Annotated in this window: 17 protein-coding genes and 1 tRNA gene; 10 read left to right on the forward strand and 8 right to left on the reverse strand. The window is 60.9% G+C overall.

Annotation, left to right across the window (positions count from 1 at the left end):
* From KBW98_RS15520 to KBW98_RS15530, 3 genes are all read right to left on the reverse strand, one after another.
* The coding region (locus KBW98_RS15520; RefSeq protein WP_211521058.1) for a hypothetical protein at positions 1 to 545 on the reverse strand (545 nt) is incomplete at its 3' end.
* Between the two features lie 14 nt (positions 546 to 559).
* A complete protein-coding gene (locus KBW98_RS15525; protein WP_211521059.1) occupies positions 560 to 1,147 on the reverse strand; it encodes a hypothetical protein in 588 nt (195 codons plus the stop codon).
* A gap of 142 nt (positions 1,148 to 1,289) precedes the next feature.
* Positions 1,290 to 1,448: a hypothetical protein gene (locus KBW98_RS15530; RefSeq protein WP_211521060.1), complete on the reverse strand. Its 159-nt coding sequence runs from the start codon at positions 1,446 to 1,448 to the stop codon at positions 1,290 to 1,292.
* Between the two features lie 492 nt (positions 1,449 to 1,940).
* Between KBW98_RS15530 and KBW98_RS15535 the strand changes: the two genes are divergently transcribed.
* Together KBW98_RS15535 and KBW98_RS15540 are read left to right on the forward strand one after the other, a co-directional pair.
* Positions 1,941 to 3,644 (forward strand): AAA family ATPase, encoded by a 1,704-nt coding sequence (locus tag KBW98_RS15535; protein ID WP_211521061.1) that lies wholly within the window; start codon positions 1,941 to 1,943, stop codon positions 3,642 to 3,644.
* Positions 3,641 to 4,510, forward strand: a complete 870-nt coding sequence (locus KBW98_RS15540) for a hypothetical protein (protein ID WP_211521062.1) — start codon at positions 3,641 to 3,643, stop codon at positions 4,508 to 4,510. The genes KBW98_RS15535 and KBW98_RS15540 overlap by 4 nt, the downstream gene beginning before the upstream one ends.
* Before the next feature lie 533 nt (positions 4,511 to 5,043).
* Here the strand turns inward: KBW98_RS15540 and KBW98_RS15545 are convergent.
* The 4 genes from KBW98_RS15545 to KBW98_RS15560 all read right to left on the reverse strand — a co-directional run bounded on the left by KBW98_RS15545 (position 5,044) and on the right by KBW98_RS15560 (position 11,456).
* Positions 5,044 to 8,307, reverse strand: a complete 3,264-nt coding sequence (locus tag KBW98_RS15545) for a hypothetical protein (RefSeq protein ID WP_211521063.1) — start codon at positions 8,305 to 8,307, stop codon at positions 5,044 to 5,046.
* Positions 8,308 to 8,314: 7 nt separating this feature from the next.
* Positions 8,315 to 9,730 (reverse strand): hypothetical protein, encoded by a 1,416-nt coding sequence (locus KBW98_RS15550; RefSeq protein WP_211521064.1) that lies wholly within the window; start codon positions 9,728 to 9,730, stop codon positions 8,315 to 8,317.
* A gap of 61 nt (positions 9,731 to 9,791) precedes the next feature.
* Positions 9,792 to 10,724, reverse strand: a complete 933-nt coding sequence (locus KBW98_RS24145; RefSeq protein WP_211521065.1) for a WYL domain-containing protein — start codon at positions 10,722 to 10,724, stop codon at positions 9,792 to 9,794.
* 656 nt (positions 10,725 to 11,380) lie between these two features.
* A tRNA-Phe gene (locus KBW98_RS15560) sits at positions 11,381 to 11,456 on the reverse strand.
* A 130-nt stretch (positions 11,457 to 11,586) separates the two neighbouring features.
* Between KBW98_RS15560 and KBW98_RS15565 the strand changes: the two genes are divergently transcribed.
* The 7 genes from KBW98_RS15565 (at position 11,587) to KBW98_RS15595 (ending at position 20,241) form a co-directional block, all read left to right on the forward strand.
* Complete coding sequence (locus tag KBW98_RS15565) at positions 11,587 to 12,843, forward strand: FAD-dependent monooxygenase (protein WP_211521066.1); 1,257 nt, start codon at positions 11,587 to 11,589, stop codon at positions 12,841 to 12,843.
* Between the two features lie 9 nt (positions 12,844 to 12,852).
* Complete coding sequence (locus tag KBW98_RS15570; protein ID WP_211521067.1) at positions 12,853 to 13,581, forward strand: DsbC family protein; 729 nt, start codon at positions 12,853 to 12,855, stop codon at positions 13,579 to 13,581.
* Between the two features lie 56 nt (positions 13,582 to 13,637).
* A complete protein-coding gene (locus KBW98_RS15575; RefSeq protein ID WP_211521068.1) occupies positions 13,638 to 14,096 on the forward strand; it encodes a (2Fe-2S)-binding protein in 459 nt (152 codons plus the stop codon).
* Between the two features lie 9 nt (positions 14,097 to 14,105).
* Positions 14,106 to 16,313, forward strand: a complete 2,208-nt coding sequence (locus KBW98_RS15580) for a xanthine dehydrogenase family protein molybdopterin-binding subunit (protein WP_211521069.1) — start codon at positions 14,106 to 14,108, stop codon at positions 16,311 to 16,313.
* 1 nt (position 16,314) lies between these two features.
* The gene (locus tag KBW98_RS15585; RefSeq protein WP_211521070.1) at positions 16,315 to 16,890 is read left to right on the forward strand and encodes an NTP transferase domain-containing protein; all 576 of its coding nucleotides are present in this window, start codon (positions 16,315 to 16,317) and stop codon (positions 16,888 to 16,890) included.
* Between the two features lie 66 nt (positions 16,891 to 16,956).
* The gene (locus KBW98_RS15590; protein ID WP_211521071.1) at positions 16,957 to 18,777 is read left to right on the forward strand and encodes a M61 family metallopeptidase; all 1,821 of its coding nucleotides are present in this window, start codon (positions 16,957 to 16,959) and stop codon (positions 18,775 to 18,777) included.
* A gap of 144 nt (positions 18,778 to 18,921) precedes the next feature.
* Complete coding sequence (locus KBW98_RS15595; RefSeq protein WP_373888955.1) at positions 18,922 to 20,241, forward strand: amidohydrolase; 1,320 nt, start codon at positions 18,922 to 18,924, stop codon at positions 20,239 to 20,241.
* A gap of 193 nt (positions 20,242 to 20,434) precedes the next feature.
* On the opposite strand, the gene KBW98_RS15600 is transcribed toward KBW98_RS15595, so the two are convergent.
* Complete coding sequence (locus KBW98_RS15600; RefSeq protein ID WP_211521073.1) at positions 20,435 to 20,818, reverse strand: Fur family transcriptional regulator; 384 nt, start codon at positions 20,816 to 20,818, stop codon at positions 20,435 to 20,437.
* A 171-nt stretch (positions 20,819 to 20,989) separates the two neighbouring features.
* Here KBW98_RS15600 and KBW98_RS15605 point away from each other — a divergent pair, with 171 nt between their 5' ends.
* On the forward strand, positions 20,990 to 23,074 hold the full coding sequence (locus KBW98_RS15605; RefSeq protein ID WP_211521074.1) for a TonB-dependent receptor domain-containing protein: 2,085 nt from the start codon (positions 20,990 to 20,992) through the stop codon (positions 23,072 to 23,074).
* Positions 23,075 to 23,087: the final 13 nt, after the last annotated feature.

A 23,087-nucleotide genomic window follows, 5' to 3' on the forward strand; every position in this document is an offset into this window, starting at 1 on the left:
GTGTACCCCTTGCGTCGCAGGCGTACCTCGTAGTAATGCTCGATCTGAGAGCGATTTTTTGCGAAGTGGGTCATGTCGCGCTTACCCCGGACGCGGGTGGCATGCTTGGTTCGAATCGCGTTGCAGAGCGCATCGAGCTCGAATCGCGAATCGTAGAAAAGGTGGTGGTTGGATAACGCGAGTCGGTCGATATCAAGCTGGTTGTTCATGACGTATCGCATTGCTTGCTCGTGGGAGCCAAGCAACGCAAGGTGAATGATCTTGGCGTCTCCGTGCCCTGCCTTCCCGATGAAGTAGAGCGTCCGCGTGGTTGTCTTTACCCGCCTGAAGAAGATCCCAAACCGTTCGGTCATGACCTCCATGACCTTGGCGTCGAGCGCGATCACGTCCACGTCCCCCAATGGAACCGTGGACGCCGGGTCAATGATCCTCTTGAGAAGCCCCCCGTAGATGTAGAGGCCACGGACGCCGATCATCCAGTGCAGCAGCCCTTGCGGGAGCCGTTCGGAATCGGCCAGCGCGGCAAGATGCGGCCATGTAGTCATAGACCCGCTCGTCACTATTGAGCCTTTTTGGCGGGGATCTCGAGCGTTTTCCTATGGTCCTTATGATCTGGTACGGCAACGCTTCCGGCCGGTATTTCGCCGCCAATTTCCGTTGGCAGTTCGATGCGTGTCCCACTCTCAGCGAGCATGGTCTTTTCCCAGAGTGGCCAGTCGCCGGTAACGACGTGCTGAGTCTTGGCTACGGGGGCCGCTGAGAGGAGGCCGAGCGCATGCAACACCGCACACAGGAAGCCTGCATTGTTGGCGGACTTGGATACGAAGACATCCCTCAGCACTTTTGATGCGAAGGGCACGCCCGACTTGTATTTCTCAAGACACGTAACGATGGCGTGGAAGGGCACCTGCTCACGACTGAAGTAGCCGCCACCTTCGTTTTTTGTTACTACGATGAGGAGGCCACGGCGGTCGTTGTCGGCAAGGACGTGATAACTGAGAATGCCATCGCTGTGCTGTCCCAGCTTCTTGGCCGTCCCGGTATTGAGAAGCCAGAACGGGATAAGCGCAACCTCGGAACCCGGGCTTGTAGCGGCGGCAGATTGGGCGCTGTCGGACAGTTTACTTGCGGGAGTGTTCTTGCTCATTTTGCTCTCCAGTTGTTGTTCGATGTAGTTGCTACAAATAAGAAAGGCCCATGACAACGTAATGTCATGGGCCTTTTGCCAGAGGCTGTGCAAGTGCCGCCGGTGCGGCACTGTCAGCGGTGGCGGGTACTGTGCAGTTAGACTAGCGCCGATACTTCAGCGAGAAGCTCAGATCTAGGCTCCGTGGCATCAACGCTTGCTTGAGGGCCGAGCTGCCCCTGTTGTCAGGTCGTGCCTTGAGCGAACGCGCCTGGTTGTTCTTGCCCGACCATTCCCAGGTCGGTTTTGCGGTGATATTCATGTATAGGATTTCCCTTTGTACGTCTAAATGTAAAAAGCCCGGGCCGTAGAGGCGTCGGGCTTTGGCTGGGGTCAACCATCAGAATAATATATGCAGGAAATCGCCGTCGATCCGGTGATGACCGCTGGGTCGGATCAACCCTTTGGCCAGTGTTCAGCATTGTTACGGCTTAGCTCGCTTTGGAATCCGCCAACATCTGATGACTACAGCTCTACTTGATTGGATAGTACCTCCGTCGCGTATTCCAGCGCGTGCCTTGGTCTGCATGTGTGATATAGGGAACAATGTTGTTGCCAAGTAGAAAAGGACCGCGAATTCATGTAGTATAGATTCTATAACGATCATGACCATCGACTATTCTTAAAAAGGTTTCGCATGCGCTCTATTTTTACTGGCTCTATTTCACTTTTTGCCTTATCAACCCTGATTGCCAGCGCGCCGCTTCACGCAAAATTGCAAAGAAAACCCAGCGCAACTTGAGCGGAGAGTCTGATGCCCATTTTCGATTTTTTTTACTCTACGAATTTTGATTTTAATCCGATTAGCGGTTTTCATCTTCTTCAAGACCATATTGGGACGCAGTACACTCGTCCATGGGATGATTATGATTATGTGGTTACATTCCAGATCTACCATGTGGAAAACGGTAAGCTAGACTTCTTTGGTCGTACAAAGATTCTAGTAAACGGTTACAAAGACACGTCCAAGTATTTCCTCGAATCTAGCGAGTTGATAGGAAACAGCCGTTGCATTACACACCTCTTATCACCAAATAAAGTTGTATCTCTAGCGTCGGAAATAGATTACTATCGCCGAATTGGCTCTAAATTAGGAGCCCGTGCTTCCCAATACCTACGCCAACTATGCGATGGTAGTTATTATTATAATGAAAAACATACATTCACTCAGTGGGCTGGGTTTGGATCGTCACTGTTCCGCAGTAGTATGGCAAAGGCTATACTCAACAAAGGACATCAAATTGCCTGTGGACGCTATGAGCCTCAGGGAATATTCTCCTTTACGCTCGAAGGGCTCCCGCACTATATTGACCCAGTCCAATTCAATTTCGATAACAAGAGGTCACTTGGTCAGACCAATGTTAACCTCTTAATAGGGCGCAATGGTGTCGGAAAAAGTCATGTACTACGTCATCTGGTCGATACCTTGACAGGCGGATTAGGTGACGCAGATAACTTGCCCTTCTTCCACAAAGTAATCGTCGCGGCATACTCGCCTTTCGAGTCCTTTAAAACAGAAGTTGAGCTATCTAGAGCGCTTGGAAGGTCAGCTAAATCGTTGGCAGTGGAAGCGTCGGAAGAAAATGGCGTTACCGCCAAAGACATCCATGAGCGTCGTAGGTTGCTTGTCAATGAATACGTATATTTGGGATTTCGTGAGCCCGAAGGCGTTTTCTCTCTCAATTGGCCGAAGGAAAGTAGTGCACGTGCATTGCATCGTATATTTCAGTATGACCGCGAGAACGAATGGCTTACGGAAACCAGCCGTTTTACTCTTCTCTTTGATACTTTAAAAAGATCGATTGACTTCGATGCAATCGAGCTTACTGGCATGGACGGGCAGCCAGTTGTTTTCAGTCGAGATGACGCTGCGTTAAGGGATGCCGCAGCCAAGGGTAATGGGTTTATCTACGTGTCCGGCCTTCGCTTCCTGAAGGAAGGACAGCATTTGTCATTAAGTTCTGGTCAAACCATCTATTCTTACATGCTACCAAATCTAGTGGCGGAGGTTGACGATGAGAGTTTGATTATTGTCGACGAACCAGAGCTCTATTTGCATCCAACGATGGAGATAGGTCTGCTTGATATGTTGAAGCAACTTCTTGCTGCAACTAAATCTAACGCGATTATCGCCACACATTCATCGATCTTAGCCCGTGAGGTAGATCAGTCCGGTATTTCCGTTCTTCGAAGAGTTGGCGATCGTACTGAGGTCTCAAAACCGGGTTTTGAGACTTTTGGGCAGACCGTCGAGGTCATCATGGGGCTCGCATTTGACGACTACGATGTTCGGAAACCTTACGAGAATTCTATTGATCAGGCTGTTGAAACCTGTAGTTCTCCCGCAGTCGCTTTAGAAAAGTTTGGATCCAATATTGGAGACGAAGCACTGGCCTACCTGTCCTCAAAGATTGTCAAGGAAGATGACGAAATTGAGATTACGAGGCGGTCCGAATGAGGCACCTTTTCCATATGCACACCAGCAAGTGCGGATGGCTAGATCTCGCTATTACTTCTAAAAAAGAAAATGCAGGCCTCCTACAATATGCGAAGTTCGCATTATTAGATTGCTATAAAGAGTTTGACGGGATTGTTGATAAATTCAAAGATCGTCCGCCCGTTTCGCGTGTCAAACTGATTGCGTCTGTACTAAGAGAATTTTACGGAGCGCCTCCAAAAGACTTGCATGAGATGGTGCTTATGCGCCGTCGCAAACATGCACTGGACGAATGCCCGTATTGTGGCTATCCACTAAAGCCGCGAACGCTTGATCATTTTTTACCCAAAGAAGATTGGCCTGAATACGCGATCTTTTCCAACAATTTAGTGCCGCAATGTAGCGACTGCGCCCCTATCAAAGGGCAACGCTACTACTGTGACACCAACAAGCAAGCGCTTTTCCTGCATCCAATGTACAGCTCCGCCTTGTCAACGGTGCGTTTTCACGTTGACGTCGCAGTGGTTGGGAATAGGGCTATTTTCGATGCAAAATTTAGTATTTTGGAATATGTGAGCGTTGAGGATGAACAGCGCATAAGGCTGCACCTTAAATCCCTTCAAGTTAAAAGGCGGATAGAAGAGTATTGCGATGAGCAGTACCAACGGTGGACTCGCATCGTTGGCGCGAGAGGATGCAACGTGCGCGCATCCTTCGAAAGACGTTTAAAGGAAGGAGATTCAGATCCATACGCGACAAATTGGGGAATTGCATTTTATCAAGGTGTACTGAACAATCCCCAAGCGGTAGAAAATCTTCAAAAACATGAACCATACGGCCCCCCTCGTCCGTTGGTGAAGATTCGGGCGCTTTCTATGAGCGACTAGGTACCTATCACTAAACCTTGCTTTATTTGAATGACCTTCCGCCGCTAGATATACTTCAGCAAGAAATCATTGAGCATTTGGAGGCAGCGTTAGCTGCATTTAGGGATGTGACATTAGGCTTGCAGCGGTAGTGCTAGACCAGCGACGATGGGGCGGTCACGTGCACGTCTTTGCGCTGGATGGCGAGCACCTTGAGTACTGAGTCGCTTGCGTCGAGGTTTCGATGCCTGCGCAAATGCAAGCGCTTCAGCACTTAGAGAACTTCATTGGGCAGCCATACAGCCGGTATGACTACACCGTTGCCGACGAAGTTTTGCTGCGGCTGCTCTAAGGCCACTGTAAAGGTCATTTGTTCACCGATGAGTCCGATTGAGCATATCTTGCTAAAGTGAATCGTTAGCGTGTTGCCGCGGCCTTTAGCGCGCCTGGCACTTTTTACTTCCCGCTTTAGCCAGAGAACCTTCAGATGCCCACCATGCCACCGACAACGGAGCTTCAGGATGACGCTCCGCAGGTCGGTCTCGATCGCAATTTTACAGCTTGGCCTGGCAGATATACCGTCCGACGCGGAGCACTGTTTCCTCATGCTTATTCGCATAATAGACGCCCAGCATGCTGCCTTGGTTCGCTGTGAGATAACGCCATGTACCTTCGTCGAGTGCAAGCTCCTTGAATTGCTTGCCATCTTGGCTCAGGTACACAGCTGAGCCGTTGCTTTCGGTGAAGAGGTTTACCTCTTGCAGTGCAAGGTGCTTGTCTACCCTCAGCCTCGTTTCCTGGCGGGCCCAGTCATAGCCTTTCGGCGAGACAAGTATTTCGCCCGATATGAAACACATCAGCCTGTCGTCCTGCTGCACGAAGAAAGGCATGTCGGAAGCATAGAATCGCCTGCTACCATCCCAGCCACAGGTCTGCCATGACTTGGCTGCACCAAAGTACATGACAAAAGATGGCGTGTCCGGCTTCTTCTTGTTACGGATGTAGGAGCTGCTGTACTCGCAAAAAGCCAGCAGCGCGTTGTCTCCGGGGAGCGAGCAGATATTGTTCAGCTCTACCCCCTCATTAAATTGCGGCGACTGGTCCCAGCGTTGCCAAGCGTCGCCGAGTGTCTTGGCGCCGAAGAGGATGGTCTTGTTGTAGGTGTCCGTTTTTGTAGTATCCGTGAAGAACCCTTTTTCGGTATAGCTGTATTTTTGCCATTGCGTCACTGCCCACAGCCACATGCCCTTGAAGTGGATGATATTTTTATAGGACAGATGGCCTTCGGTGAGCGACAGGCTGGCGTTGCCGGCGCCGCCTGGGCCAGTGTTATGGCGCCATTCGAGTGCATCGCTCGAGTAATAGATTCCCTCTGGGCGCGTTCCTTGACGTAATGCGCGATTCCTGATGATCCAGACGCCGTTGACGATGCTGATGCTGTACAGCGAGACCTTGAACTGCGGCGTATCGATCTGGATCTGCTGCCAATGTTCCCCGTCTTCGCTGCGATAAAACACGTCATCCGATTTGATGCTAGCGACGACCAGCCACACCTTGCCGTCCGTTTCGATATGGCTGATCTGCTCCGCATCGCACGGTGGCTTCGCGACCTGCTGCCAATCGATACTGAAGCGGTGCTCCGCGCCGTCCCTAGTGATGGTCACGGACTGTTTTTCCAGCTTCTCCTGCTGCTGTTGACTGATATATTTCGCACGTTTCTGTTCCTTGAGCGCGAAGACGGATTGGTCGAAATCGCCCGCAATGAAGAACTTGAGCTGCTCGGCGGCGTCGTTGCACGCTTGTTCGAACGAGTCCAGCGCGCTCTGGATCTGGCTGTAGTAGCCCTCGAAATGGCTGCCCCACTCGTCGTTTTCAGAGGAGTTATTCAGGTCAAAGTCGGTGTAGTTGATCTCATCCTTGAACTCGAACGAAGGAATGCCCCAACGCGACACGAGGCCGTTCGCACGATACAGCGCTGACCGGTGTTCCGAAAGAAAGTCGCGGGTTTTCTTGCGCAGCTCGTTGAGGCCCGCGAGCGCCGACTTGCGTCCCTGGGTGCACACGGCAGCCGAGGCCTTTTCCGTCAGGTTGCCTAGGAAACTGTCGTCGGAAAAACTGAAGTAATAGGCGTGTTCCAGGCCCTTGCGGTATACCTCCCCCAGATCCAGGGCGATTCGCACATTGGCCCAGCCTGCGGCGTTGAGGCCCTTCAGCGCCTCCTCGAAGTAGGGTTCGAAGCGCAGGCTGCGGTAGCGGACGAGGTTCTTCCACCCCTGGGTGGCGGGCGCCAGCTTGAGCGCCGCTTCCAGCACCTGCGAACTATCGTTCTCCTCGACGAGCGCAACCAGGCTTGGAAGCAATTCCTTTAACTGCGCCGGTTTGAGCACGCCCAGTACCGCCCTGACCTGGGGGCTTTCGATCGGTTCCCTGGCTAAGTTCAGCAGGAAGAATGCGTCAAGCAGCCAGGTGAGTTTCTTATCGTCGTCGTCCAGCAGGGCCTGGATGACCGGCTGGTATTCATTGAGCTTGCGTGGATTGTCGGCCAGCCGCACGAGATCCTGTTGCAGCCCGGGGTGGCCGGCTTTCGCGGACAGGAGCGCGACAAACTCCAGCGCCGGCGGCGTGAGCGATGCCGAACTTGCGACGCAGAGGGCCAGCGACAGCAGGTAATTGCGCTTCGATTCGTCGCTGTGCTTGCTGTCGAAGAATGTATGCGCATGAATCTCCGGCAGAGAGGAAACAAGGGGCACACGTTCTGCCTGCTGCGGCGGCGCTTCGGCGGCCTGTTCCGGCGCGGCGTTCAACCCGTTGGCTTCCTTGTAAACGTCGATAGACAACTGGCTGCCGCCGATGATTTCGCAGATCAGATGGCGGATGCTATAGGTCGTCGCCAGCGCCGAGAACTCGCTGCCGAAGAATTTGGAAATGATTTTTGCCCGGGCTTCGTCGCTATTGACCAGCTCCTGATCGCTGGTGAGGTCGACAATCCTTCCGTAATGATCGGAAAGGAAATACAAGGCATTGAAGCCGGTGCCGGAAATATTTTTCTGGATGAACTCGGCATCTACACGATGCTCGTCAAACGAGATCTCGATCATCTTGCGGTACTGGTCGATGCCAGGAAGTTCAATCTGATCGATCAGGTCGCTGATGAAATCGATCAGTTTGACCTCCTCGTCGCAGTTGATATCCAGTTTTTCCAGGGTGTTGACGAGATAATTGGCGACGTCACGTTCACTCAGCAGAACACCAGGATGGCTGCGCATGAAATCGTAAGTGAGGCGCAGCATTAGCAGCGTCTTGGGATTCGATTTCAGGCGGCGCTTGTTCGCCTCGATACCAAGCGACCAGTTATTGAAATTGGTGTTTTTTTCGACATGCCGCAGACGCTGGTCGATTTTGTCGACCGCCTGTTCGAGGAAGTCGCGGGTTTCAATGATATACGTGTTCATTGTGCCCAGATTGTTCCGGATGACCGCGATACTCTGGGCGTTGATCAGGTTCTGCTGTTGCAGCTGTTGCAAATAGTGCCAAGCGAACTTTTGCAGACGCAGCATATCGACCTGGTTCTGCGCCTGGTTTTCGCCCGTCTTGCCGCTGATAGCGTTGGCGAAGCGTTTGAAGAAGCCGGCACCGGCCTGTTGGGCAAGGCGTTCCTGGCTCGTCGTCACCAGTTTTGACGCATCGAGCGCGAGTTGCTGGGTGCGGGCGTCATTGGCCCGGTGCCGGGCGATCAGTGCGTTGAGTGTTTCCAGTTCCGCCCCATCCAGCGAGACCTCGAAAATCTGCTTTTGTTCTGCTACGGATGCATCGTTCATTTTTACCTCAGAGCTTGTTGATCTTGTCTTTCAGGCGCAGGCTTTGTGCCTGCATGGTCTTCACTTGCCGCTCGAAATGACGCTCGGACAAGAACACGCCTTTGTGGAACTCGGAAAAGTATTCCTGAGACAGCTGCAGATACTGAAGCGTATCGCGCGCGGAAATGCCGCTGCTCACCGCTTGTTCGGTCGCAGTGAGCGTGAGCTGGAAGCGTTTTTCGATGTGATTGTCCAGCGCGATACTCATCGCGACGGAGGTGATCGCCCCGCCGACCACGCTGCCGACCAGCGCACCGATGGGACCGCCCAGGGCGCCGATCGCCGCCCCGATCGAGGAGCCCACGACAGCAGCCCCGGTCTGGAACAGATTCTTGCCGGTGCGTGTCTCCAGTTCTTCACGGCTCATTTTGCCGGCGGCAAACAGGACTATGCACTGCACAGCATCGATTGCGCAGATGGCCGCTCCCGCGATCGCACCGCTGGCCAGGCTGGACTGGAAGGCGCTGCCCGCAAACAGTTCGGGAAGCTTGCGCGCGGCGATACTAACGCTCGCCGTGGCCGCGCCCGCCTTCAACGCGCTGTCGCCGGCAGCGATCACGGTGTCGGTCAGTATCAGGCGCGCCGCCTCCGCCGCGTCCAGTTTTCCATCCCTTACCTGCTTGAGGTACTGGAAAGAATTGATACAGCCGGCGGTCACTGCCGTGATCACGGCCGCCGTACCCGCCGCCTTCATGCTTTGCTGGAGCGTGGACTTGTTCAGGTAGTCGCCCTGCATCTGCTCGTGCAGGTCCTTGCCCTCTTTGGTGCCGCTGCCGAGATCCCTAGACTCGGCCTTGCTCAAGGGCGTCGACTGGGCGCCCTCCGCGTCGAGCTGGCCACCGGTGTTATCGCGCACTTTTTCCGCTGCCCGCGATACGTCCGGGCGCGTTTCCTGGTTCTTTAATGCGGTCTTTTGCGCGGAAGCGCGGACGCCCTCGACCTGGTCGGATGGCGCTAGGAACAGGTCGCTGTTTTCGTATTGGTGGACGCCGTCTTTGGTGGAACGAAAGGCCTTTTGCGTCGCGTCGGCATCCTTGAAATATTTCAGTTGCGCGCCCAGCACCTGCTCGCCGTCCTTCATGATGACGATGTCGTGCAGCTGGTCGTTGCGCCCGAGGGGCGTATTGGCAAAGCCGTCGGTAAATGCGCGCACATCCTTGTCCTTCAGGATGGCGTCCAAGTTGAACGACTCCGCATGAAAGACTTCGGCGGCAAAACCACCCTTGATCGCGGAGTTCTGCGCCGTCATGGAAATATTGTTGAGCATGGCGTTGGCTTGCTCGATCTGGCCGAGCATCTGGCCTATTTGCTCCACAGCCTGGCCGCGCCAGATCGGGCAGGCGCTGACGGACTGGAAAATTGCGTTTTTGCGTTCGGTATGCATGTCGACTCCGAAAAAGGATGACCAGGATTTCGCTTCAAGTAACGAGACCGCCTCGATGGGCTCAGCTCTCCCAGCGCCGGAGCGCCTGCTTCAAACCGGCCACCAGCTCGTCGTGCCACGCCGCCGGACTGAGAATCCGGACATGGGGCAGCCAATGCCGTACCACCGGCAACATCTGATGGATGTGATTAACCTTGCTGGTCACGAGGAGGGAGCCGTCGCTGTCGGTGCGGTGCTGTTGATTCGGCAGAAGCTGCTGGCGGCTGAAGTAGTGCGCGGCCTCAGGGGCAACGCGCAGCAGCACCTCCGTGGTTTCTGTCGTGTACCAGACATCGTCGTTGGCGTCGATGTACTTGATGTGGGCGGGATTGATGGGGAAGCAAGCGGTGCTGTCCACTTCCAGTTTATTGATCAACCCGATACTGAAATTCTTGAGCCGCGCATCTTCTTCCGCCGCAAGATACCAGATGCCGCTCTTGTGGATCAGCCGGTAGGGCAAGGCAAGACGGGCGTGGCCTTTGTAGATGAAGCGGCAGGGGTGGCGCTCGAGGATGGCCGCGTGCAGCGCCGCGAAGGCAGAGGTGCCGCGTAAATCCTCATGGGGCGTCGCCTGCACCCGTGTCGGGCGGCTGGGTTCGGGCATATCGAGCTGTTCGAGCAGATAGCGCAGGCTGTCGTCGGGAAACAGGTTATGGGTGCCAGACAAGCGCGCGTAGCCGTAAAGATGTTTGACTGGAATAGTGCTTTGGGCGGCGTGTGTCAGCCGCCAATTGCCGTCCGCGTCGCGCTCGGCGATCCCGAGCAAACGTTCTCCGAGATCACGCTCGATGGTGCGCACGTCCACGCCGTGCTCCTCTGCCAACCGGTGCTTGTCGAGACGCTCGCCGCGGTGAAGTCGGGCGACGATACGGGACAGCCGCTGGGCCAGTTTCTCCCCTTTGCCAGGATTAAAAGTGTTGTGAGATGACATAGGGGCAATATAACGGGCGCTCACGACAGGTTATGTCGTGCAAGAGGCACGGAGGTGATGATCGAGGAACTGCCTTCATACTTGCCGAGGCGATTCTTTTCGACAACTATTCATGATACTACCGAAAAGCAAAAAAGTAAGGAACAAAGAGAATAGGAGGTTGTTTTAGCTGGAATCCCGACGTGAAGCGGCGGATGGCTCGTTTCACAACGGCTGGCCCTGCGGAGCCTGCGGACACTTCTGGTCAGGTTATCGATAGCTTTCCGTGGATATGGAGCGGATTGAAGTAGCGGGACGCAGACCTAGTTCATTGGAGAACCGGCGGCCGGGAAGAAGCTGTACCTCAGGATTTCGGACCGTGTAATGAAAAACGCCAACCTGCGTGGGTTGGCGTTTTCGCTTGAATATTCTTGGTGGCCTGGACGGAATGGAATCACCGACAAAAAGGGTTTCAAATCCAGTCCTTGCCGATTTACTTGGTCAGACGGGCAGTAGACTTATGATCTCTCTTTTACCGATTAACAACGGGCGTGTGAAATTTCCGAGAGTCATGTCGTCGGCTGGTTCCTCTGTGCGTTTTGATAGCAAGGCACACCGGAAATAGACCGGACACAAGGACTAGGAATCCTAGAAACGACAACGCCCACTTGCATGAGTGGGCGTTGCGTGAACGATGTTCTTGGTGGCCCGGGGCGGAATCGAACCACCGACACAAGGATTTTCAATCCTCTGCTCTACCAACTGAGCTACCAGGCCAAGAGAGGCATGATTATAGCCAGTCATTTTCAGGTTCGCAAGCCCCCGCGATGCCGAAATGCATGCCTGCCCGCAAAAACCGGCTGCGCAGCAGTCCGGCGCGGGGCCGGCATCTGGCTATAATGCCTTCATGACCACACCCGCCATCTCCACCACGTTCCGCACCGACGTCTGCATCGTCGGCAATGGCGCCATCGCCAAGACCGCCGCCCTCGGTTTCGCCCAGGACGGCCACAGCGTGACCCTGCTGGTGCCGCCCGCGCGCCCCGCAGCCGCTTCCGGAGCCGCGAGCGCGCCGCCGGCGGGCGCCACGTCGGCGGCCGAGCGTCCCTGGGACGTGCGTGTTTACGCGCTCAACCACACGGCGCATAGCCTGCTCGCCTCGCTCAAGGTGTGGGGCGCGCTCGACCTGGCGCGGGTGCAGGCGGTCGACGCCATGGACATCCGCGGCGACGGCGACCAGGGCGGCAACCTCGGTTTCGACGCCTTCGGCGCCCATGTCGGCACTCTGGCCTGGATCGTCGAGGACAGCAACCTGAACGGGGCGCTGGATGCGGCGATCAAGTTTTCCCACAACGTGCACGTGGTCACCGGCTGCGCCGTCGACCTGACGTGCGGCGAAGCGGGCGCCGCGGTGCGCCTGGAAGACGGGCGCAAGATCGACTGCGAACTGGTGGTCGGCGCCGACGGGCGCGAATCCTGGGTGCGCGGGCAGTGCGACATCGGCGTCGACTACCGCATGTACCACCAGCGCGCCATCGTCGCCAATTTCTCCTGCGACAAGCCGCACCATGGCGTGGCCTACCAGTGGTTCACCGGCGCCGACGGCATCATCGCGCTGCTGCCGCTGCCGGGCAAGCGCGTGTCGCTGGTGTGGTCGGCCCCCGAGACCCTGGCCGACACCCTGATGGACGAGTCGCTGGGCGAGCTGGCGATCCGGCTGGCCGAATACGCTGAAGAAAAACTCGGCCCCCTGCGCCCGCTCCAGCCCGAGGAGGTCAAGGCGGTGCCGCTGGCCCTGGTGCGTCCGCACGCCATCGTGGCGCCGCGCGTGGCGCTGGTAGGCGACGCCGCCCACGCCGTGCATCCGCTGGCCGGCCACGGCATGAACCTGGGTTTCGGCGACGTGGTCGACCTGCTCGAGGCCGTCAAGGGCCGCGAGGAGCGGCGCGGTATCGGCGACGAGCGGGTGCTGGCGCGCTATGCCCGCAAGCGCAAGGAAGACGTGCTCTTGATGCAGATCGCCACCGACGGGCTCGAACGTTTGTTCGGCGCCAACCTGGAACCACTTCGCGTAGTGCGCAATTTCGGATTAAACTTGCTCGATAAGTTGCCAGCGGTCAAACGGCGCCTGATGGCGCACGCCATGGGCAAGTCAACTCTCTAAGGAATCAACATGGTCAAAACCAAGCTCGCCGTCCTGCTGGCGACGGGGCTGATGGCGTCCTGCGTGGATGCCCAGAACAATACCGAAGCGAACATCAGGAAGGCGCTCGAACCGCGCCTGGGCGGCGCCAAGATCGAGTCGGTCAAGGAAACCCCATATGCCGAACTGTACGAAGTGCGGGTGGCGGGCGACATCCTGTACACGGATAAAAAGGGCGAGTACCTGTTCATCGGCCATGTCTACGACGCCAAGTCCTCGCGTAACCTGACGCGCGAGCGCATCGACGACATCAACAAGATCAAGTTCAGCGACCTGCCGCTCGAGATGGCCATGAAGCAGGTCAAGGGCAACGGCAAGCGCGTGATCGCCGTGTTCGAGGACCCGAACTGCGGCTACTGCAAGCGCCTGCGCCAGACCACGCTCAAGGAACTCGACAACGTCACCATCTACACCTTCATGTACAACATCCTGTCCGAGGATTCGTTCGTGAAGTCGAAGAACATCTGGTGCGCGCCGAACCGCGTCAAGGCCTGGGACGACTGGATGATCAACGGCAAGCTGCCGCCCGCCGCGCCCGCCGCCTGCGAGACCCCGAACGAAAAAGTCGCCGCACTGGGACAGAAGCTGAAGATCTCGGGCACGCCGGCGATCTTCTTCACGGACGGTTCGCGCATTCCGGGCGCGGTCGACCTGAAGGGACTGGAAGACAAGCTGTCGTCGCTGGAAGCAAAGAAATAAGCGCAGAATACATCATTACAAGCGCATCGCCCGTACCAACAACTAGGGAGCAGCACATGGTCACCTTGAACATCAACGGGCGCGACCTCCAGGTCGACGCCGACCCGTCCACGCCCATCCTGTGGGCGCTGCGCGACAACCTGAACATGACCGGCACCAAGTTCGGCTGCGGCGCCGCCCTGTGCGGCGCCTGCACCGTGCACCTGGACGGCGCCCCGATCCGCTCCTGCATCACGCCGATCTCGGCCGCCACCGGCCAGAAGATCACCACCATCGAGGCGATGGAGAACGACAAGGTCGGCAAGGCGGTGCAGGACGCCTGGGTCAAGCACGATGTGCCGCAATGCGGCTACTGCCAGAGCGGGCAGGTGATGAGCGCCACCGCGCTGCTGCGCACCAACAAGCGCCCCAGCGACGCCGACATCGACAACGCCATGAGCGGCAACATCTGCCGCTGCGGCACCTATCAACGCATCCGCGCGGCCATCAAGGACGCGGCCAAGACCCTCGCCTGAGGAGCCGCCATGCGCACTGAATGGATGAACCGGGAGACCCTCCCGCAAGCCCTCACGTCCCGCCGCGGCTTCCTGAAGGCCGGCGCGGCCGCCACTGGCGGCCTGGTGCTGGGCTTCTTCCTGCCCGGCGCCAACCGGTTCGCGCAGGCCGCGGACCCGGCCAAGGTCTACGCGCCGAACGCCTTCCTGCGCGTGGCGCCGGACAACACCATCACCGTGATCGTCAACCGCCTCGAATTCGGCCAGGGCGTGCAGACCTCGCTGCCGATGCTGATCGCCGAGGAGATGGACGCCGACTGGTCGCAGATGCGCAGCGAGCTGGCCCCGGCCGGCGAGGCCTATAAAGACCCGGCCTTCGGCGTGCAGATCACCGGCGGCTCGGGCTCCATCGCCCATTCCTACACCCAGTACCGCGAGATCGGCGCCCGTGCCCGCGCCATGCTGGTGGCGGCGGCCGCCGAGCAGTGGCAGCTGGCGCCGGCCCAGCTGCGCACCGAAAAGGGCATGGTCGTCGGCCCGGCGGGCCAGAAGGCCAGCTATGGCGCCCTGGCCGACGCGGCGATGAAGCAGCCGGCGCCGGCCACCGTCACGCTCAAGGAACCGAAACAGTTCCGCTACATCGGCAAACCGACCCGTCGCATCGACGCGCGCGCCAAGTCGACCGGCAAGCAGCAGTTCGGCATCGACTTCAAGCCGGCCAATGCCAGGACCGTCTTGATCGCCCGCCCACCGGTGTTCGGCGCCAGGGTGGCGCGCGTGGACGCGGCGGCGGCGCGCGCCGTCAAGGGCGTGCTCGACGTGTTCGAGGTGGACCTGGACCGCGGCGCACGCGGCGTGGCGGTGGTGGCCGAGGGCTACTGGCCGGCCAAGCAGGGCCGCGACGCGCTGAAGATCGAATGGGACAGCACGGCGGTGGAGAAAGTCAGCTCCGACAAGCAGCTGGCCGACTACGTCGCGCTGGCCAAGGCCGGCGGCGGCGCCGTGGCGCGCCAGGCCGACGTCTCGAAGCTGGCGGGCAGCGCCCAGCGCATCTCGGCCATCTACGAGTTCCCCTACCTGGCGCATGCGCCGATGGAGCCGCTCAACTGCGTGGTCGCGCTGCAAGGGGAGGGCTGCACCATCTGGGCCGGCACCCAGTTCCAGACCGTGGACCAGCAGGTCGCCGCCAGGATCCTGGGCCTCAAGCCCGAGCAGGTGACGATCAACACCATGATGGCGGGCGGCGGCTTCGGCCGGCGCGCGGTGCCGACCTCGGAATGGATCGGCGACACCGTGCGCGTGGCCAAGGAATGGCGCGCCCGGGGCCACGCCGAGCCGGTCAAGCTGGTCTGGAGCCGCGAGGACGACATCAAGGGCGGCTACTACCGCCCGGCCTATGTGCACCGCGCCGAGATCGGCCTGGACGCCAAGGGCGAGATCCTGGCCTGGGACCACAAGATCGTCGGCCAGTCGATCCTGACCGGCACCCTGTTCGAGCCGATGATGGTCAGGAACGGCGTCGACGGCACCACGGTGGAAGGCATGGGGACGCCTTACGAGGTGCCGATGCAGCTGACGGTGCACGCGGTGAAGGCGAATGTGCCGGTGCTGTGGTGGCGCTCGGTGGGCTCGACCCACACCGCCTTCGTGATGGAGACCCTGGTCGACGAAGCCGCCCACCTGGCGAAGATGGACCCGGTAGCCTACCGCAAGAAGCTGATGGGGCCGAAGCATGTGCGCCACCTGGCCGCGCTCGACCTGGCGGTGGCCAGGTCGGGCTATGGCAAGAAGACCCTGCCCAAGGGGCGCGCCTGGGGCGTGGCCGTGCACGAGTCCTTCAACACCGTGGTCGCCTATGTGGTCGAGGCCTCGATCGCCAACGGCGCGCCCAGGCTGCACAAGGTAACCGCCGGCGTGCACTGCAACCAGCCGGTGAATCCGCTGTCGATCGCGGCCCAGGTGGAAGGCGCGGTCCTGATGGGCCTGGGCATGACCTTGCCGAACGCCGCGATCACGCTCAAGGATGGCGTGGTCGAGCAGCAGAATTTCGGCGACTACGCTGTGGCGCGCCACAGCGACATGCCGCAGGTGGACGTGCACATCGTGCCCTCGAACGATCCGCCCACCGGCCTGGGCGAACCGGGCCTGCCGCCACTGGCGCCGGCCCTGGCCAACGCCGTGTTCCGCCTGACCGGCAAGCGCCTGCGCAAGCTGCCGTTCGACCTGGCCTCCGCCTGAGATGCCGCAGCCGGCCGGCATCCTCCTCGCCGCCGGCCGCGGGCGCCGCTTCGACCCCAGCGGCGCGCGCAACAAGCTGCTGCAGCGGCTTCCCGGCGGCGAGCCCGTGGTGGCCGCCAGCGCGCGCCATCTCCTTTCTGTGCTGCCCCGCGTGGTGGCCGTGGTGCCGCCGGACGACGGCGGGGTGGCGGCCATCCTCCGGCAGCTGGGCTGCGACGTCACGACCTGCGATGACGCCGACAGCGGCATGGGACTGTCGCTGGCCCATGCGGTCCGTCACTCCCTGCCGGCCGATGGCTGGCTGGTGGCGCTGGGCGACATGCCCTTCGTGCGCGCATCGACCCTGCAGGCCCTGCGCCGCGCGCTGGAAGAGGGCGCGCAGATCGCGGCGCCCGTGTTCGAGGGCCGGCGCGGCAATCCGGTGGGCTTCGGCGCCCGGCACCTGGATGCCTTGCTGGCCGCGAACGGCGACCAGGGCGCGCGCCGCCTGCTGGCTTCCCAGCCCGTGACCGAGGTGGCGGTGGACGATCCGGGCATCCTGCGCGACGTCGACAGCCCGGCCGACCTGGCGTCCTGAGGTTTTGCTGCCTGCGCAAGAATCCGATTACACTACGGGAAATCCGGCGCGAGACCCATTCTCCATATGAAAAAACCATCCCAGAAAAAGCAGCCCGCAATCCAGTACACCATCGTCCCCAAGGACCTGGCCGGCCACCTGTTCAACGTGACCCTCACGGTCGCGGCGCCCGATCCCGAGGGACAGGTCTTCGCGCTGCCGGCCTGGATCCCGGGCAGCTACATGATCCGCGAGTTCGCCCGCAACATCGTGCGCATCCGCGCCGAAGCGGGCGGCGCCGCGGTGGCGCTGAGCAAGCTGGACAAGCATTCCTGGCGCGCGGCCTCCTGCGCAGGTCCATTGAGCCTGCACTACGAGGTCTATGCCTGGGACCTGTCGGTGCGCGCCGCCCACCTCGACCAGACCCACGGCTTCTTCAACGGCACCAGTGTCTTCCTGCGGGTGCTGGGACAGGAAGAAACCCCGCACCTGGTCGACATCCAGCGCCCAGCCGACCCGGCGGCGCGGACCTGGCGCGTGGCCACCGCGATGGCGGAACTGGGCGCCAAGCGCTACGGCTTCGGCACCTACGCGGCAAGCAACTACGACGAACTGATCGACCATCCGGTCGAGATGGGCGACTTCGAGCTGGCCACCTTCAAGGCCCACGGCATCCCGCACGACATCGTCGTCACGGGCCGCGTGCCCAACCTCGACATGACGCGCCTGCAGGCCGACCTGAAGGCCATCTGCGAAACCCAGATCGCCTTCTTCGAGCCGAAGTCGAAGAAGGCGCCGATGGAGCGCTACGTGTTCATGACCATGGCGGTGGGCGACGGCTACGGCGGCCTGGAACACCGCGCCTCGACCGCGCTGATCTGCGCCCGCGCCGACCTGCCCAGCACCGCCACGCCCAAGAGCGCCGAGCCGGGCGAGGGTTATCTGCGCTTCCTGGGCCTGTGCAGCCACGAGTACTTCCACACCTGGAACGTCAAGCGCATCAAGCCGGCCGTGTTCGCGCCCTACGACCTGCAGGTCGAGAACTACACGCCGCTCCTGTGGCTGTTCGAAGGCTTCACCAGCTACTACGACGACCTGATGCTGGTGCGCTGCGGGATCATCGGCGAGCCGACCTACCTCAAGCTGCTGGGCAAGACCATCGGCGGCGTCCTGCGCGGCAGCGGCCGCACCAAGCAGAGCGTGGCCGAATCGAGCTTCGACGCCTGGAGCAAGTACTACCGCCAGGACGAGAACTCGGCCAACGCGATCATCAGCTACTACACCAAGGGCTCGCTGATCGCGCTGGCCTTCGACCTGACCATCCGCGCCAAGACCAATGGCGCGAAGTCGCTGGACGACGTGATGCTGGCGCTATGGGAACGCTACGGCCGCGACTTCTATCCGTCGGTCGGCCGCGGCGTGACCGAGGCCGAGGTGGAGGCGCTGTTCGACGAGGTGAGCGGGCTGAAACTCAAGACCATGTTCGAGCGCTACGTGCGCGGGACGGAAGACCTGCCGCTGGCCAAGCTGTATGCGCCGCTGGGCATCAAGCTGACGGACGAGCGCAAGAACGGCAAGCCTTCGCTGGACGCCGGCATAGGCCGCGACCCGCTGGGCGCCAAGCTGACCCAGGTGCACGAGGGCGGGGCGGCGCACCAGGCCGGCCTGTCGGCGCACGACGTGGTGATCGCCATCGACGGCCTGCGCGTGAGCGGCAACCCACCCAACGTCGACACGCTGCTGGCTCGCTACCGCGTGGGCGACAAGGTGACCGTGCACGCCTTCCGCCGCGACGAGCTGATGGCTTTCGAGGTGACCCTGCATGGCGACCGCGTGCCGGGCATCAGCTTGTCGCAGGCGGTGGCCGGCAAGAAGTCCGTCGCTATCAAGCGCCCGAGCGCGGTGTAATCACGGTGCGTTGAACGCGTCGGCGGGAGACCCGCCGACCCTACGTAGGGTTGGCGGCTATGCCGCCGACGCGTTCAACCAGCGTATGCATGGCTGAACGCGTGGTATCGTATGAAGATCCTTTATCACGCACAAGAGGCCACGTTGAACCGCCCACTCACCCGCATCGCCGCCGCCATCGTCCTCGCACTCTCCCTCCTTCCCGCCCAGGCCCAGCAAGCCGCCCCACTGAAGGGCGAGGTGGCCACCCGCGTCGACGCCATGTACCCCTGGCTCGACAAGGTCTATAAAGACCTGCACGCCCATCCCGAGATCGCCTTCCAGGAAGTGCGCACCGCCGGCAAGCTGGCCGCCGAGATGCGCAAGCTCGGCTTCGAGGTGACCGAGAAGGTCGGCAAGACCGGCGTGGTCGCGGTGCTGAAGAACGGCGCCGGCCCCACGGTGCTGGTGCGCACCGACATGGACGGCCTGCCGATGGAAGAGAAGACCGGCCTGCCCTACGCCAGCCGCGCCAAGGCGGTCAGCGACGGCCGCGAGAGCTTCGTCACCCACAGCTGCGGCCACGACATCCACATGGCGAGCTGGCTGGGCGCCGCGCGCACCCTGGTGGAGCTGAAATCGCAATGGAAGGGCACCCTGGTCTTCATCGGCCAGCCGGCGGAGGAAATCGTGGCCGGCGCCAAGGCCATGCTGGACGACGGCCTGTTCAAGCGCTTCCCCAAGCCCGATGTCGCCTTCGCCCTGCATTCCTGGCCGCTGGCCCACGGCACCGTCGGCTTCAACGACGGCCCGGTGTCGTCCAACTCGGACGCGCTCGAGATCGTGTTCAAGGGCCGCGGCGGCCACGGCTCGGCGCCGGACAAGACCATCGATCCGATCGCCATCGCCGCGCGCTTCGTGGTCGACGTGCAGACCGTGATCAGCCGCGAGAAGGATCCGAAGGAATTCGGCGTCGTCACCATCGGCGCGATCCAGGGCGGCACGGTGGGCAACATTATCCCCGACAGCGTGCAGGTGCGCGGCACCATCCGCTCCTACAGCCCGCAGGTGCGCGCCAAGCTGGTGGAAGGCGTGCGCCGCGTCGCCAACGCCTCCGCCGCCATGGCCGGCGCACCGGCGCCCGAGATGAACGTGGGCGGCGGCGGCGCGGCCATCGTCAACAGCGCGGAACTGGTCGGCAAGACCGAAGCCGTGTTCAAGGACGCCTTCGGCGCCGCCAATGCCCAGCGCATGCCCGCGATGACCGCCAGCGAGGACTTCTCGATGTTCGTGAACGAAGGCGTGCCCGGGATGTTCTTCTTCACCGGCGTCTACGATCCGAAAGTGGTGGCGGAAGCCGAGCGCCCGGGCGGCAAGCCGATCGCCTTCAACCACTCGCCGTTCTACGCGCCGGTGCCGGAGCCGTCGATCAAGACCGCCGCGCAGGCCATGAGCCTGGCCGTGCTGAACGTGCTTGCAAAATAAACTGTCCGCATCCGCGTGCACGCTGGCCAGTGCGCGGAAGTGGCAACGGAAGATCGTAGGGTGGACGGGTTCCCCGTCCACGCGTCCAACAATCGCCGGAACGGCCGCGATATGGTGACATCCCAGTTATCACCGCGTGGACGGGAAACCCGTCCACCCTACGGTGCGCGTTCCGACCAATTCGAAGGTCTGATCAGGCAGCCTTGAGGCAGTCCGCGCAGCGGCCGTAGAGGGTCAGCTCGTGGCGCTCGACGCTGAAGCCCTTCGGCGCCATGTGCTCGATGTCGCCCGGGCAGGCGTGCACGTCGAACACGCGCTGGCACTGCGTGCACTGGAAGTGATGGTGGTGGTGGTCGGCCGCCGTCGTCGATTCGTAGCGTGCACCTTCGCCCGGCAGGGTCACCACCTTCAGCGCGCCTTCGTCCACCAGCGATTTGAGGTTGCGGTACACGGTCGCCATGCCCAGCTGGCTCACGTCGCGGCTGGCCTCGGCCAGGATCTCCTGCGGAGACAGCGGACGGCGCGCATGCTCGATCGCATGCAAAATGGCGGATTTTTGGCGTGTATTACGTTGCATGAGGCGAAGAATACCTGAACGGGCGCACGCGGACCAGTGTGGGGCTTGAGCTCTTAATGATAATGGCTTATCATTAGCCGCTAATGATAATCGCTTATCATTAGACGCCCGAGCAAGCACGCATCCATTTCTCGCGCCGGCCATCGTGTTCAATAAACAAGGAATTGTCTCATGCCTGTCCTCACCTGCAAGCGCACTCCGCTCACCCTTGCCCTGATGCTGGCCTTCGGTGCCCCCCTGGCGGCCCAGGCCCAGTCGGCCCAGAGCCGCCTGCAGGCCAAGGATCCGGACAGTGTGCCGACCGTGGTGGTGTCGGCCAGCGCGCTCGGCGTGGTGGGAGACGACATGATCACCCCGGTGAACTCGCTCGGCGGCAGCGAACTGGTGCGCGCCCGCGAATCGACCCTGGGCGAGACCCTGGCCAACCAGCCGGGCATCACCTCCAGCCACTTCGGCGCCGGCGCCAGCCGTCCGGTGATCCGCGGCATGGACGGCCCGCGCGTGAAGATCCTGTCGGACGGCGCCGAAGTCCAGGACGCCTCCACCATCAGCCCCGACCACGCCATTGCGTTTGAACCCGTGCTGGCCGAGCGCATCGAAGTGCTGCGCGGCCCCTCGGCCCTGGCCTATGGCGGCGGCGCGGTGGGCGGCGTGGTGAACATCCTCGACCGCAAGATCCCGACCGTGATGCCGTCCAAGCTGGTCGAGGGCAGCATGGAGCTGCGCGGGAATTCTGCCGCGCACGAACGCACCGGCGCCTTCGAGGTGACCAGCGGCGCCGGCAACATCGCCGTGCACGCCGAAGGCGTCAAGCGCGACGCCGACCCCTACCGCGTGGGCAGCGACTGGGTGGAAGGCCACCGCGTCGGCGGCAGCTTCAAGAACACCGAAAGCGGCACCGTCGGCCTGTCCTGGATCGGCGAACGCGGCTTCATCGGCGCGGCGTACACCAAGGAACGCACCGAATACGGCATCCCCGGCCACGGCCATGAATTCGAAAGCTGCCATCCGCACGGCGACCACCTGCACTGCGGCGGTCACGACGATCACGAAGGCGAAGAGGGCGGGGATCACGACCACGAGCACGAACACGGCGCGGACGACGTCCCGGTGGTGCGCATGAACAGCGACCGCTGGGACATCCGCGGCGAATACCGCAATCCGGTGGCCGGCATCGACAAGATCCGCCTGCGCGCCTCGCTCACCGACTACCAGCACGACGAGCTGGAAGGCGGCGCGGTGGCCACCTCGTTCAAGAACAAGGGCCGCGACCTGCGCGTCGAAGCCGTGCACGCGCCACTCGGCGGCTGGCGCGGCGTGCTCGGCGCCCAGACAACCAAGCGCGACTTCAGCGCCCTGGGCGACGAAGCCTATGTGCCGTCCAGCGTCACGAAAAAACATGCGGTGTTCGTGACCGAGGAATACAAGCTCGACGCCTGGCGCTTCGAGGCCGCCGCGCGCCACGAATGGCAGGACATCGACGTCGCCGGCGCATTGCGTGACAACGACGCCAAGGGCACCTCGGTCTCGGTCGGCGCCGTGTGGAAGCTGGCGCCGGACTATTCGCTGCGCAGTTCGCTGTCGCGCAGCCACCGCCTGCCCACCGCCGAGGAGCTGTACGCGGACGGCGTGCACCTGGCGACCAGCACCTACGAGCTCGGCAACCAAAACCTGAAGAAGGAAACCTCGAACAACGTCGACCTGACCCTGCGCAAGTTCAACGGCGACACCACCTTCTCGGTGAGCGCCTTCCGCAACCGCATCAAGGACTATATCTACGCCCACACCCTGGACGACGTCGAGGGCTTCCAGCTGATCGAGTACGGCCAGCGCGACGCCACCTTCACCGGCCTGGAAGGGGAGCTGCGCCACAAGTTCTCGCCGCTGCTGAGCGCGACCGTGTTCGGCGACTACGTGCGCGCCAAGTTCGAAGCGGGCGGCAACCTGCCGCGCATCCCGGCGCACCGCGTGGGCGTGAAGCTGGACGGCGAGTGGAAGCACTGGCACGGCCTGGTCGAGTTCTACCGCGTCAGCAAGCAGGACAAGGTGGCCGACTTCGAAAGCGCGACGCCGGGCTACAACATGCTCAACCTGGGAACGCACTACACCACCCGCATCGGGGGCATCCCGGCCCAGTTCTACGCGCGCATCAACAACGTGACCGACGAACTGGCGCTGAGCCACACCTCCTTCATCAAGGAAGTGGCGCCGCTCACCGGCCGCAACCTGACCGCCGGCCTGCGCCTGATCTTCTGATCGGCGCACCGTT

The organism is Massilia sp. ST3, from assembly GCF_018119405.1.
GTDB lineage: Bacteria > Pseudomonadota > Gammaproteobacteria > Burkholderiales > Burkholderiaceae_D > Telluria.

Bases quoted from the DNA above. Each gene is read 5' to 3' on its own strand.
- KBW98_RS15525 (WP_211521059.1), bottom strand. From the start codon at position 1,147: ATGAGCAAGAACACTCCCGCAAGTAAACTGTCCGACAGCGCCCAATCT.
- KBW98_RS15530 (WP_211521060.1), bottom strand. From the start codon at position 1,448: ATGAATATCACCGCAAAACCGACCTGGGAATGGTCGGGCAAGAACAAC.
- KBW98_RS15535 (WP_211521061.1), top strand. From the start codon at position 1,941: ATGCCCATTTTCGATTTTTTTTACTCTACGAATTTTGATTTTAATCCG.
- KBW98_RS15540 (WP_211521062.1), top strand. From the start codon at position 3,641: ATGAGGCACCTTTTCCATATGCACACCAGCAAGTGCGGATGGCTAGAT.
- KBW98_RS15545 (WP_211521063.1), bottom strand. From the start codon at position 8,307: ATGAACGATGCATCCGTAGCAGAACAAAAGCAGATTTTCGAGGTCTCG.
- KBW98_RS15550 (WP_211521064.1), bottom strand. From the start codon at position 9,730: ATGCATACCGAACGCAAAAACGCAATTTTCCAGTCCGTCAGCGCCTGC.
- KBW98_RS15565 (WP_211521066.1), top strand. From the start codon at position 11,587: ATGACCACACCCGCCATCTCCACCACGTTCCGCACCGACGTCTGCATC.
- KBW98_RS15570 (WP_211521067.1), top strand. From the start codon at position 12,853: ATGGTCAAAACCAAGCTCGCCGTCCTGCTGGCGACGGGGCTGATGGCG.
- KBW98_RS15575 (WP_211521068.1), top strand. From the start codon at position 13,638: ATGGTCACCTTGAACATCAACGGGCGCGACCTCCAGGTCGACGCCGAC.
- KBW98_RS15580 (WP_211521069.1), top strand. From the start codon at position 14,106: ATGCGCACTGAATGGATGAACCGGGAGACCCTCCCGCAAGCCCTCACG.
- KBW98_RS15585 (WP_211521070.1), top strand. From the start codon at position 16,315: ATGCCGCAGCCGGCCGGCATCCTCCTCGCCGCCGGCCGCGGGCGCCGC.
- KBW98_RS15590 (WP_211521071.1), top strand. From the start codon at position 16,957: ATGAAAAAACCATCCCAGAAAAAGCAGCCCGCAATCCAGTACACCATC.
- KBW98_RS15600 (WP_211521073.1), bottom strand. From the start codon at position 20,818: ATGCAACGTAATACACGCCAAAAATCCGCCATTTTGCATGCGATCGAG.
- KBW98_RS15605 (WP_211521074.1), top strand. From the start codon at position 20,990: ATGCCTGTCCTCACCTGCAAGCGCACTCCGCTCACCCTTGCCCTGATG.